A 12799-nucleotide genomic window follows, 5' to 3' on the forward strand; every position below is an offset into this window, starting at 1 on the left:
CCTCCAGGAAGGCCCGCACCATGAAGACCATCACACACTGGATCGACGGCAAGCCCGTCGAAGGCACGTCCGGCCGCTTCGGACCCGTATACAACCCGGCCACCGGCGCGCAGGAGAAGCAGGCCGCCTTCGCTACCGTCGAGGACGTGGACGCCGCCGTGGCCTCCGCCAAGGCCGCGTTCGAGAGCTGGGGCACGGCCTCCCTCGCCAAGCGCACGGCGATCCTCTTCAAGTACCGCGAGCTGCTGGACGCGCACCGCGACGAGATCGCCGAGCTGATCACCGCCGAGCACGGCAAGGTGCACTCGGACGCGCTCGGCGAGGTCGCGCGCGGCATGGAGATCGTCGAGCTGGCCTGCGGGATCAGCGTCCAGCTGAAGGGCGAGCTGTCCACGCAGGTGTCGACCCGTGTCGATGTGGCCTCGATCCGCCAGCCGCTCGGCGTTGTCGCGGGCATCACGCCGTTCAACTTCCCGGCCATGGTGCCGATGTGGATGTTCCCGCTCGCCGTCGCGTGCGGCAACACCTTCATCCTCAAGCCCAGCGAGAAGGACCCGTCGGCCTCCTTCCGCCTCGCCGAACTGGCCACCGAGGCGGGTCTGCCCAACGGCGTGCTGAACGTCGTACAGGGCGACAAGGTGGCCGTCGACCGCCTCCTGGAGCACCCGGACATCGAGGCCGTCTCCTTCGTCGGCTCGACGCCGATCGCCAAGTACATCCAGCTCAAGGCAGTTGAGCACGGCAAGCGCGTGCAGGCCCTGGGCGGCGCCAAGAACCACATGCTCGTGCTGCCGGACGCGGACCTGGACTTCGCCGCCGACCAGGCGATCAACGCGGCGTACGGCTCGGCGGGCGAGCGCTGCATGGCCGTCTCCGTCGTGGTCGCGGTCGGTGACACCGGCGACGAGCTGGTCGCCAAGATCGCCGAGCGCGCCGGGAAGCTGCGCATCGGCCCCGGCAACGACCCGGCCTCCGAGATGGGCCCGCTGATCACGCGCGAGCACCGCGACAAGGTCGCCTCGTACGTCGCTTCGGCTGCCGAGCAGGGCGCGCAGGTCGTGGTCGACGGCACCGGCTTCTCGGTCGACGGCCACGAGGACGGCTTCTTCCTCGGCGTCTCCCTGCTCGACAAGGTGCCGCTGACGGCGGACGCCTACCGCGACGAGATCTTCGGCCCGGTCCTTGTCGTCGTCCGCGCGGAGTCGTACGACGAGGCCATCAAGCTGATCAACGACTCCCGTTGGGGCAACGGAACGGCGATCTTCACCCGGGACGGCGGCGCGGCCCGTCGCTTCCAGATGGAGGTCAAGGCGGGCATGGTCGGCGTGAACGTGCCGATCCCGGTCCCCGTCGGCTACCACTCGTTCGGTGGCTGGAAGGACTCCCTCTTCGGCGACCTGCATGTGTACGGCAACGACGGCGTCGCCTTCTACACCCAGGGCAAGGTGATCACCACGCGCTGGCCGGACCCGTCGGACGCCGGTATCAACCTCGGCTTCCCCAGCCACTCCTGACCCCTGCCGACGATCCGAGAGGAGGTGCCTCCGTGGCCGCGACCCGTGACCGCTCTCGCGCCGTGTCCGTCTCCGCGCTCGACGCCCTGAACTTCGCGCTGAACCGCAGCAGTCCGGTGCCGTTGTACTACCAGCTCGCGCAGCAATTGGAGGCGGCGATAGAGCACGGGTCGCTCGCCCCGGGGAACCTCCTGGGCAACGAGGTCGACCTGTCCGTGCGGCTCGGCCTGTCCCGGCCCACGGTCCGTCAGGCGATCCAGTCGCTCGTCGAGAAGGGCCTGTTGGTGCGCCGGCGCGGGGTCGGTACGCAAGTGGTACACAGCCAGGTCAAGCGGCCGCTGGAGCTCAGCAGTCTCTACGACGACCTGGAGTCGGCCGGACAGGGCCCCACCACGCAAGTGGTGCGCAACGAGGGCGTGCCCGCGACCCCCGATGTCGCGGCCGCCCTCGGCGTCGCGGAGGGCAGCGAGGTCACGCTCCTGGAGCGGCTGCGCTGCACGCACGGCCAGCCCGTGGCCTTCCTCTGCAACTACCTGCCCGCGAATCTGCTCGAACTCGACACCACCCAGCTGGAGTCGACCGGCCTGTACCGGATGATGCGCACCGCCGGCATCACCCTGCACAGTGCCCGCCAGACCATCGGCGCCCGCTCGGCCACCGCCGAGGAGGCCGCCCGCCTCGACGAGAACGAGGGGACGGCGCTGCTCACCATGCAGCGCACGGCGTACGACGACACGGGCCGTGCGGTCGAGTACGGGACGCACATCTACCGTGCGTCCCGATACGCCTTCGACTTCCAGTTGCTGGTCAGGCCCTGAGTCCCCGTCGGGAGGACGTCGAGGCTGCGCCGCTCCGCAGCCCGGCACTCCAGCCCCGTAAGTCCGAAAGGCGGACATTCCGGACGGGAATTCGACGGGCATCGATTTTGACAGGCCCTTGACAAATTCCGCGCGCTTCGCGAGCATGCAAAACATCTGCAGATGGCTGCAAATATTGATGTGCAGCATGCAATTACTGCTCGCGACCTCCACTTCGCATCCGAGTACCGCTGATGCACGCGGCAAGCGCGGCCGGCGCGCGCCTTTGCCTGACAACCCGCACCGTCAGGAAGGAAGCCCCCCATGTCTCGGCGCCCTCGCGCAGGGCTGAGAATGCTCACTGCGCTCGCGCTCATCCTGGCCGGAGCCGCCACGGCGACGCCCGCGGCCACCGCGTTACCGGCGGATCTGCCGCCGGCCGACTACCAGCAGGTCCAACTCGCCTCGGGAGCGGCCGAGATGGGCGAGCCGATGTCACTGACCGTGCTGCCCGACCGGTCGGTCCTGCACACCGCGCGCGACGGCACGATCCGCTACACCGACGCCGCGGGCAACACCAAGCAGGCCGCCAAGCTGAACGTCTACACGCATGACGAGGAAGGTCTGCAGGGCATCGCGGCCGACCCCGGATTCGCCTCCAACCGGTACGTCTACGTGTACTACTCGCCCGCGCTCAACACCCCGGCGGGCGACGCCCCGGCCACCGGAACCGCCGCCGACTTCGAGCCCTGGAAGGGGCACCTGAACCTGTCGCGGTTCACGCTGAAGACCGACGGCACCCTCGACACGGCCAGCGAGAAGGTCGTCCTGGAAGTCCCCAACGACCGCGGCCAGTGCTGCCACGTCGGCGGCGACATCGACTTCGACGCGGCCGGGAACCTCTACCTGACCACGGGCGACGACACCAACCCGTTCGACTCCTCCGGCTACGCGCCGCTCGACGAACGCACCGACCGCAACCCGCAGTTCGACGCGCAGCGCAGCTCCGGCAACACCAACGACCTGCGCGGCAAGCTGCTCCGTATCAAGCCGACCGCCGCCGGCGGCTACACCGTCCCGGCCGGCAACCTCTTCGCACCCGGCGCCTCGAACACCCGCCCCGAGATCTACGCGATGGGCTTCCGCAACCCGTTCCGGATGTCCGTCGACCGCGCCACCGGAGTCGTCTACCTCGGCGACTACGGCCCCGACGCGGGCGCCACCGACGCGAGCCGCGGCCCGGGCGGCCAGGTCGAGTTCGACCGCGTCACCGCGCCCGGCAACTTCGGCTGGCCGTACTGCACCGGCACCAACACCACCGGTGAGACGTACAACGAGTACACCTTCCCCAGCGGCCCCTCCGGCGCCAAGTACGACTGCGCAGGCGGTCCGGCCAACAACTCCTTCCGCAACACCGGGCAGTCCACGCTGCCCCCGGCGAAGCCGAGTTGGATCAAGTACGGTCTCGACGGCTCGCCTCCGGAGTTCGGCGGCGGCTCCGAGTCCCCGATGGGCGGCGAGGTCTACCGCTACGACCCGAACCTCAACTCATCGGTCAAGTTCCCGCAGTCCCTGGACGGCCGGTATTTCGCCGCTGAGTTCGGACGCCAGTGGATCAAGGCCATCGAGGTCAAGAGCGACGGTTCGTACGGCACGATCGAGGACGTTCCCTGGGACGGCACCCAGGTCATCGACACCGACTTCGGACCCGACGGCGCGCTGTACGTCCTGGACTACGGGAGCGGGAGCGACAACCAAGGCCTGTACCGCATCGAGTACATCGCGGGCAGCAACCGCAACCCGGTCGCCCAGGCGTCCGCCGACAAGACCTCCGGCGGGCTGCCGCTGACCGTGCAGTTCTCCTCGCAGGGCAGCTCCGACCCCGAGGGCCAACAGCTCACCTACTCCTGGGACTTCGGCGACGGCTCGACGTCCACCCAGGCCAACCCCGGTCACACGTACACCGCCGCGGGCACCTACCACCCCACCCTCACCGTCAAGGATCCCGAGGGTCTCACCGGCACCGCCAGCCTGGTGGTGACCGCCGGCAACACCGCCCCGAGCGTCACGCTGCAACAGCCCCTGGACGGGCAGCTGTTCTCCTTCGGTGACAGCGTCCCCTTCACCATCCAGGCCGCCGACCCCGAGGACGGCACGATCGACTGCTCCAAGGTGAAGCTCACCTATCTCCTCGGCCACGACAGCCACACCCACGCCATCACCTCCACCACCGGCTGCAGCGGCACCCTCACCGTCCCCGCCGACGGCGAACACGACAGCGCCGCCAACCTGTACGGCGTCTTCGACGCGGAGTACACCGACTCCGGCGGTCTGACCACCCACTCCGCGCACACCCTGCAACCCCGCCATCGCCAGGCGGAGCACTTCTCCGCCCAGTCGGGCATCCAGATCGCCGGGCACGGCGCGGCCGAGGGCGGCAACACGGTCGGCTTCACCGACGACGGCGACTGGATCTCCTTCGAGCCGTACGCACTCACCGGGGCCAACCGCTTCTCCGCCCGCGTCGCCTCCGGCGGGACCGGCGGCACCGTGGAGATCCGCGCCGGGTCCACGACCGGGACACTGCTCGGCAGCGTGACCGTGCCGGTGACCGGCGGCTGGGACACGTACACGGACGTCTCGACCTCGCTGTCCGCGGTCCCGTCCGGCAGCACCGAACTGTTCCTCGTCTTCCACGGTCCCACCGGCCAGGGAAACCTCTTCGACGTCGACGCGTTCACCTTCAGCGGCAGCACCCCCACCAACACGACGTGGGAGGGCGAGTCCTACAGCTCCGGCTCCGGCGTACAGGCCGCGGAGCACGGGACGGCCAGCGGCGGGCAGACGCTCGGCTACATCGAGAACGGCGACTGGGCCGGATACGCGTCCGTGCCCACCGCGGGCGCCACGTCCTTCGCCGCCAAGGTCTCCTCGGCGGGCGCGGGCGGCACCATCCAGGTCCGCTCCGGCTCTGCCACCGGCGCCCTGCTGGGCTCGGTGACGGTACCCGTGACCGGCGGCTGGGAGACCTTCAGCTCCGTGACCACCACGCTCAACGGCACCGGGTCAGGTCCGCTGTTCCTCACCTTCACCGGAAGCGGCGGATACCTCTTCGACATCGACACCTTCACACTCGGCGCCTCGGCGCTGAAGGGGCGCTGACCATGACCACCCTGATGCGGCGACTGCGCCGCGGCCCGGCCATCCTCGCCATGGCACTGACCTGCGCACTGCTGACCCCCTTCGGCCAGGCCGAGGCAGCCCCCGACCGGCAGGCCGCGGCCTTCGACGTCCTCGTGTTCTCCAAGACCGCCGGCTTCCGGCACGACGCGATCCCGGCCGGCATCAGCGCCCTGCAAACCCTGGGCCAGCAGAACGACTTCACCGTCACCGCCACCGAGGACGCCGCCGCCTTCACCACCGCCAACCTGTCCGGCTACGAGGCGGTGGTCTTCCTCAACACCACCGGCGACGTCCTCAACGCCTCCCAGCAGACCGCCTTCCAGACGTACGTCGACTCCGGCGGCGGCTACTTCGGCGTGCACGCGGCCGCCGACACCGAGTACGACTGGCCCTACTACGGCCAGCTCGTCGGCGCCTACTTCCAGAGTCACCCCGCGATCCAACAGGCCACGGTCAAGAACGAGGACCGCACCCATCCGGCGACCGCGCATCTGGGCGCCACCTGGACGCGCACCGACGAGTTGTACAACTACCGCACGAATCCACGCGCAGGCGTCCGCGTCCTGCAGACCCTGGACGAGACGACATACACCGGCGGCGAGATGGGCGCCGACCACCCCATCACCTGGTGCCACGGCCAGGGCGCGGGCCGCTCCTTCTACACCGGCCTCGGCCACACGATCGAGTCCTACAGCGACCCGGCCTTCCGTTCCCTGCTGCTCGGCGCCGTGCGCTACGCGGCCGGTCAGGTCTCGGCCGACTGCTCTCCGGCGGCCAGTACCGGACCGGTCGAGGCCGAGTCCTACACATCGGGCTCCGGCGTACAGGCCGCGGGCCACGCACCGGCCAGTGGTGGCCTGACCCTGGGCTACATCGACAACGGCGACTGGGCCGGGTATGCCTCCGTGTCCACCGCGGGTGCCTCGTCCTTCTCCGCCAAGGTCTCCTCGGCGGGCGCGGGCGGCACCATCGAGATCCGCTCGGGCTCGGCCACCGGCACCCTGCTCGGCTCGGTGGCGGTACCGGTGACCGGCGGCTGGGAGACCTTCACGACGGTCTCGACGACACTGACCGCCACCGCCTCCGGCCCGCTGTTCCTGAGATTCACCGGCGGGAGCGGATCCCTGTTCGACATCGACACCTTCACCCTCGGCACCGAGCCTCCTGCCTCCAGCGACCTGTCCCCGAACGTGCACCTCTTCTATTACCCCTGGTACGGCAGCCCGGCGGTCAACGGCAGTTGGCGGCACTGGCAGCAGGGCGGCCGCACACCGCCCGAGGACATCGGCGCCGACCTCTACCCGGCACTGGGCACCTACGACTCCGCCGACTACGCGGGCGCCGTCGCTCAGCACATGAAGTGGGTCGCCCGGTCCGGCGCCGGAGTCATCGTCTACAGCTGGTGGGGCCAGGGCGGTTACGAGGACCAGCTCGCCCGGGGTGTGCTCGACGCGGCGCAGAAGGAAGGCGTCAAGGTCGCCTGGCACCTGGAGCCGTACACCGGCCGCACCGCCGCCTCGACCGTCGCCGACATCCAGTACATCAACAGCACCTACGGGGGCCATCCGGCCTTCTACCGGGACGCCGAACACGCCGAAAAGGGCGCGTTCTACGTCTTCGAGAGCCTGAAGATCACCGACTGGGCGGCCCTCGACCAGGTGACCGGCACCAGCATCGTGCTCGCGCAGACCACCGACACCACCAAGATCGCGCACTTCTCCGGCCTGTACACCTACGACGGAATCGCGGGCGCCACCGCTCCCGGCTGGAAGCAGGCGGGCGACTACGCCCGCGCCAACAACCTGATCTGGGCCCCGTCCGTCGCTCCCGGCTACCTCGACGACCGTGCGGTGCCGGGCAATACGACACCCACCGTCGACCGGGCCGGCGGCGCGGCCTACGACAGGCAGTGGAACAACGCCCTCGACCCCGCGATCGGCGGCTCGCCGACCTGGGTGTCGGTCACGTCCTTCAACGAATGGCACGAAGGGAGTTCGATCGAACCGGCCGACTCCACCCCGCCCGCGGGCCACGGCTACCTGACGTACGAAGGCGCCTACGGCCTGACCGGTGAGGCGGCACAGACGGCCTACCTGGACCGCACCGCGTACTGGGTCGGCCTCTTCCGGACGGCGCTGCGCGACTGAGACGGAACGCCTCCGACAGAGGCGTTCGGAGAAGGGCGCCCGACCCCGGCACAGTCCGGGATCGGGCGTCCTTCGACATGTGTGGCGGCCATCCTGTTCGACGCCGGCACCATCGTGTTCGGCGGCCCGCTGTGGCCGCCGATGGCTGAGCCGTTCCTCGCCGTGATCGGGCGGATGGTCGCCTCCTCCCCCTTCGTGAAGGCAGGTCGCAGCGGTCGGCGCCACCTGCCGCGTACTGCACCGAGTCCCCCGGTCGAGCCGTTCGGATCCGGTGGCCTCTGGCCTGGTCAGCGGCCGACGGCGGCGTCCCCGCTGAAGGCCCCGGCCACCACGGAGACCAGCTGCCGCTCGATCTGCTCGGCGGACAGGGCGGCCAGCTCGGCGCCGATGGGGGCCAGCGCGAGCCAGTTCAGCAGGCCGGCTGCGCATCGCGTACGGAAGATCAGTTCCTGCTCGTCGACTCCGGGAAGGTTCGCCGTCAGCACCCGGAGGGCCTCCCGGCGACTCTGGTCGAACTTGCCGGTCAGCCGCTCCCACCCCTGGGGCGGATCGATGCTGACGCGCGCCACAGTCCGCATCACGGCCAGGTCCTGTCCACCGGCCGCCAGTGCGCGCACCATCGGCCGGGCGAAGGCTGCCGCCACCTCGTGGAGTGTGGAAGTGGAGCCAAGGGAGCCGAGTGCCAGGATCTGCGCGTCCAGATACCGTTCCAACGCGTGCTCGATCGCCGAGTCGCACAGCGCTTTCAGCGACCCGAAGTGGTAACTCACCGCGGCGACGTTGGCTCCGGCGCGAGCTGTGATCTCGCGGAGTGTCACGCCCTCCTGGCCTCGTTGCGCGAGCAGCTCCAGGGCGGCCGTCTGCAGGCCGTCCCTCGTGCGCTGACCGGCCTCTCGGCGCAGGTCCGTCTTTTCCTCCCGGGTCACAGCATGAACTCAAGCAGATGCTTGAGTTCATTGTCAAACAGTCGCCTCGCGGATCGAGGCGGAACTCGAGCGGAACCGGACCAGCACCCAGCTGAGCCGCGCCCACGCGGCCACCCTCGCGGCGACGCCGGCCGCGCGACCAAACAACTCAAACATCTGCTTGACAGGTCGCCATCGGCGTCCATAAATTAAAGCGAGCGTTTGATTTATCAAGAACGCACGAGAGACCGGCGACCGATCTCGGATCCCGAGAATCAATCTGGAGGAACACGCCATGAAGTTGCTCAGCCGGAAGACGATCACCGCCACGGCCGCGATAGCGATCCTGGGTGGTCTTTCCATCGCCGCTGCACCGACACAGGCCGCAAGCCCTGTCGCCGGCAGCGTGGCGGACCGCGCGGACCTGAGTCCTGGCGCGCTGTCGAAGCTGCCGCTCACGGACCGCCACCTGACCAAGCACGAGAGGGCCAATCTCGCGGTCGTCCTGCGCGCGTACCACGTGGCCGAGGGCGACAGCCTGGACGTCAACGCCTTCGTCAACAGCTTCACCAAGGACGGCGTCTTCAACGACGTGGTCGCCGGCCAGTCCTATCAGGGCGAGGCGCTCGGGGGCGTTCCGACCTACATGGCCAACCTCTTCCCCGATGTCCACCGCGAACTCAAGCGCATCACCGTGAACGGCGACGTGGTCAGCATCGAGCTGGCGATCCAGGGCACGTTCAAGGGACCGCTGCAGTCACCCGCAGGCACCGTCAAGCCGACCGGCGCGAAGGTCGACGTGCCGACCGCCGACTTCTGGTACCTGCACAACGGCAAGGTCGAGAAGTTCAACTGCTTCGTCGGGTACTCGAAGATGTACTCCGACATGGGCGTGAACTTCGACTGGGCCTCGGCGGTCAACAAGCCCTGAGCTGTTCCCCGGCGGGTGACGCCCGGCGCTACGGGCCGCGCATCACCCGCCGACCGCTACGGGCCGGGCCGCGCATCACGCGACCGAGCCTGACTGCCGGCACGCCGTTGCCGACAACACCGCAAGCCAGTACACACCCACAGGTTCATCCTGTGGCTACGAGCATTCGCTGCCCTACTCCGGCAAAGTGACCGCGCCCAGCTCGATCAGGGCCTCCGCGGTTGCCACGATGGTGTCCCTGACGTCCAAAGGCTCCCAGCCAAGGACGGAACTGGCCTTCTCGTGGCTGATGTCGGGGATCCGGCCCTCCAGAACGGCGGCGTCCTTCAGCGCGGGCTCGGTCTTCGCACCCTCGCGCACCTGCTCGATGGTCAGTTCCGTCGCGGGCAGCCGGTCGGCCACGGCGGGGAATTGCTCACGAAGGGTGTTCGCGATCTTGAACAGGCTCGATGATCCGCTGTTGGCGAGGAATCGCTCGCCCGCCGCCTTCGGGTGCAGCATCGCGCGCAGATGCAGGTCCACGACGTCACGCACGTCGACGACGCCGAAGTTCCAGACGGGCACCACGGACAGCGCGCCGGCCATGAGGGCCTTGACCAGTCCGATGGAGCCCGAGGGCCGGTCCACGAGCTGGGGGCCGAAGATGCCCGTGGGATTGACGACCGCCAGCTCAATGCCCCCGTTGGTCTTGACGTAGTCCCACGCGGCAGTCTCGGCCAGCACCTTCGACTTGTGGTAGGCGGGCAGCCCGGGGGTGTCCGGGTCGGTCCAGTTCTCCTCCGTGTAGTGGTTGTCGGGCGTCAGGGTGTACCCGACCGCGGCGAAGGAGGACGTCATCACGACCCGAGGGATCCCGGCGTCGCGGGCGGCGGCGATCACCCGCAGTGCGCCGTCGCGGGCGGGGAGGATGACCTCGTCCTCCGTCTCGGGCGGAGTGGGCGGGAAGGGCGACGCGTGGTGCAGGACGTGCGCGATCCCGTCCATGGCCTGCGCCCAGCCGTCGTCGGCGCTGAGGTCCGCGACCGCGAACTCCAGCAGGTCCGACCGATCGACTCCGGCCTGCCGGAGCGCCTCCAGCACTTGAGCCTCCTGCGCTGGCCCCCGGACCGCCGCCCGGATGCGATGCCCCTCGCGCAACAGGCGGACGACCGTGTGGGAGCCGACGAAACCGCTGCCGCCGGTGACCAGCACCTTCTCGTCTTCGGGGAATGAGAGGTCTTCTGTGTTCATTGCGCTCAGTCCTTCACAGTGGAGTGGTGCCCGCCCGCGCCGGACGGCTGCTGGTTCAGCCTTGCCCGTCGGGCGTCAGAAGGTTGTTTTCGGGGTTCGGCTCCGCCTCGGCGGACAGTCGGCGCACCACGGCGAACAGCCACGGGGTGCCCTGGAAGCTGTCGCGGGGCCATATCGTTATCCGGAATACGTTCCGGTAAGACCAAGTTAACCGGAATGCGTTCCGGATGCAAGCGGGACTCGACAGGGCCGCGAATGGAAGTCCGGGCGCGGGCAGGGCACACCCCGCACCGCGGGAGCCGACACCCGGCCGCCCGACCTGCGGCCCTGGCCCACGCCCGTCCGCCTGGGAGTTAGCATGCAAATGGAATAGATTCCGCTTCCTAGGGGTGACTGTGACCGGAACCGAGACGACGCAGCGCAGACCTCGCGCGGACGGGCAGCGCAATCGCGCCCGCATCCTCGATGCGGCACTGCGCCTGTTCGTCGAGCGGGGTCCCGACGTCCCCTTCACCGAGATCGCCAAGCAGGCAGGCGTCGGTGTCGGCACCGTCTACCGCCACTTCCCGGCCCGCGAAGACCTCATCGAGGCGGCCTACCGCTCGGAACTGGATGCCGTCTGCGCCGGGGCCGCGGAACTGCTGGAACAGGTGCCGCCCCAAGACGCCCTGCGGATCTGGATGGACCGATTCGTCGACTACTGGGCCACCAAGATCGGCCTGACGGAGGCGCTCGAAGCCGTCGTGGCCGCGGGCAGGGACCCGTTCGCACAGAGCCGCGGGCTGGTCGACGAAGCCGTCAGCACGCTGCTGGCGGCAACCGCGGCGGCGGGGGCCACGCGTCCCGAGATCGAAGCGGACGATGTGGTGGTGGCCCTCAGCGGTATCGCCATGGTCGCGCCTGTGCTCGAGGACCACGATCAGGTGAGCCGGGTGCTAGACCTCCTTTACGAGGGAATCCGCGCCCGGCCCTGAGCGGCAGGGGTGAGGATCGGTGAAGTCCAGGGATCCTCACTGCGGTTGTCGTCCTCGTCCAGGCCGGGCGCGTCCGGGTGGTCAGCGTGGCGGCGGCGAAGTCGCCCCAGTCGAAGTCGTCCTGGTGGGTGAGGGCGTGGACGCCGCCGCTGAGGACGGTTCCGATGCCTGTGCCGATGCACATCGGACAGTTGCCGGAGAGGTTGGTGGGGTCGTACCTTCACAGCAGTCGGACGCGCAGTACGCCGGTCAGCACCGGGAGAGTGAACGCACCGGCGGCGGTCTCAGGTCTGCTCGCGAGGAAAGCGCGGATCCGGCCCAGTGTGGCTTCTTGTTCCTGTTCTGGCATGACCAGTACCCCCGCACGCGTTGCGATGGTCGCGACGAGAGAGTCGGCGGTGCGGCGCTGCCCGTGCGCGAACTCGGCCTGCTCCGGCGAGCCGAACCGGGCGGCCACGCCAGTCTTTGGAAGGTGCATGTCCGCCGTCTCGGCGCGCCAACTGGTGGGCGTGTCACGCGGGCCGATGGCCGCGCTCCCGCTGACCCGCGCGAGCCCGGCAACCCACTCAACCCCGTCGTCCATGACGTTCCACAGTCCGGCCAGGATCCCGCCGGGGGCGAGGACCCTGGCGATCTCGGGTCCCGCGACGGCCATGTCGAACCAATGCATGGCGTTGCCGGCCAGCACGGCATCGACGGAGGCGTCCGGCAGCGGTATCTCCTCGGCGCTACCCGGCAGGGCACGGACAGCCGGCAGCGAGCGGCGCAGCTCGGTCAGCATCGCCGGGTCGGGCTCGACCGCGATGACTTCGGCACCAAGCGCGACCAGCGTGGCGGTTAGCTTGCCGGTTCCGGCGCCGAGGTCGAGCACGCGCGGGCCGGGCGCGGGCTCCAGCACCCAACGCACCGCGGCCTGCGCGTAGTCCGGACGATGCTCGGCGTATTCGACTGCCGCTGCGCCGAACGACGAAGCGTGAAGAAGCCGTTCGTCCTGATCCATCCGGATACGCTATCGGCGCTGTTGACGGTCGACCAGCCCTCCTCACCACGTAGGCGGCGGCCACCCGATAGCGCTGCTAAAGGGTGTGTTGCATGGGCGGAGACCACAAGGACCTGCT

General features: G+C 69.3%; 9 protein-coding genes. 6 read left to right on the plus strand and 3 right to left on the minus strand.

Going from position 1 to position 12799, the window contains the following annotated elements:
* The first annotated feature begins 20 nt into the window (after positions 1-20).
* The 4 genes from OG246_RS37185 (at position 21) to OG246_RS37200 (ending at position 7641) form a co-directional block, all read left to right on the plus strand.
* A complete protein-coding gene (locus tag OG246_RS37185) occupies positions 21-1514 on the plus strand; it encodes a CoA-acylating methylmalonate-semialdehyde dehydrogenase (RefSeq protein WP_266473258.1) in 1494 nt (497 codons plus the stop codon).
* A 32-nt stretch (positions 1515-1546) separates the two neighbouring features.
* The gene (locus OG246_RS37190) at positions 1547-2332 is read left to right on the plus strand and encodes a GntR family transcriptional regulator (protein ID WP_266473259.1); all 786 of its coding nucleotides are present in this window, start codon (positions 1547-1549) and stop codon (positions 2330-2332) included.
* A gap of 333 nt (positions 2333-2665) precedes the next feature.
* Entirely contained in the window at positions 2666-5473 is a 2808-nt protein-coding gene (locus OG246_RS37195; protein WP_323178365.1) for a carbohydrate-binding protein, read from the plus strand.
* A gap of 14 nt (positions 5474-5487) precedes the next feature.
* The gene (locus OG246_RS37200) at positions 5488-7641 is read left to right on the plus strand and encodes a ThuA domain-containing protein (protein WP_266474976.1); all 2154 of its coding nucleotides are present in this window, start codon (positions 5488-5490) and stop codon (positions 7639-7641) included.
* A gap of 287 nt (positions 7642-7928) precedes the next feature.
* Here the strand turns inward: OG246_RS37200 and OG246_RS37205 are convergent, their stop codons facing one another.
* Positions 7929-8567, minus strand: coding sequence for a TetR/AcrR family transcriptional regulator (locus OG246_RS37205; RefSeq protein ID WP_266473262.1), 639 nt, complete (start codon positions 8565-8567; stop codon positions 7929-7931).
* 274 nt (positions 8568-8841) lie between these two features.
* Here OG246_RS37205 and OG246_RS37210 point away from each other — a divergent pair, with 274 nt between their 5' ends.
* A complete protein-coding gene (locus tag OG246_RS37210) occupies positions 8842-9477 on the plus strand; it encodes a nuclear transport factor 2 family protein (RefSeq protein ID WP_266473263.1) in 636 nt (211 codons plus the stop codon).
* Between the two features lie 174 nt (positions 9478-9651).
* Here the strand turns inward: OG246_RS37210 and OG246_RS37215 are convergent, their stop codons facing one another.
* Positions 9652-10707: an NAD-dependent epimerase/dehydratase family protein gene (locus OG246_RS37215; RefSeq protein ID WP_266473265.1), complete on the minus strand. Its 1056-nt coding sequence runs from the start codon at positions 10705-10707 to the stop codon at positions 9652-9654.
* Positions 10708-11102: 395 nt separating this feature from the next.
* On the opposite strand from OG246_RS37215, the gene OG246_RS37220 reads away from it, so the two are divergent.
* A complete protein-coding gene (locus OG246_RS37220; protein WP_266473267.1) occupies positions 11103-11681 on the plus strand; it encodes a TetR/AcrR family transcriptional regulator in 579 nt (192 codons plus the stop codon).
* Positions 11682-11901: 220 nt separating this feature from the next.
* Here the strand turns inward: OG246_RS37220 and OG246_RS37225 are convergent, their stop codons facing one another.
* A complete protein-coding gene (locus tag OG246_RS37225; protein WP_266473268.1) occupies positions 11902-12681 on the minus strand; it encodes a class I SAM-dependent methyltransferase in 780 nt (259 codons plus the stop codon).
* Between the last annotated feature and the right edge of the window lie 118 nt (positions 12682-12799).

Source organism: Streptomyces sp. NBC_00620, assembly GCF_026341825.1.
Lineage (GTDB): Bacteria > Actinomycetota > Actinomycetes > Streptomycetales > Streptomycetaceae > Streptomyces.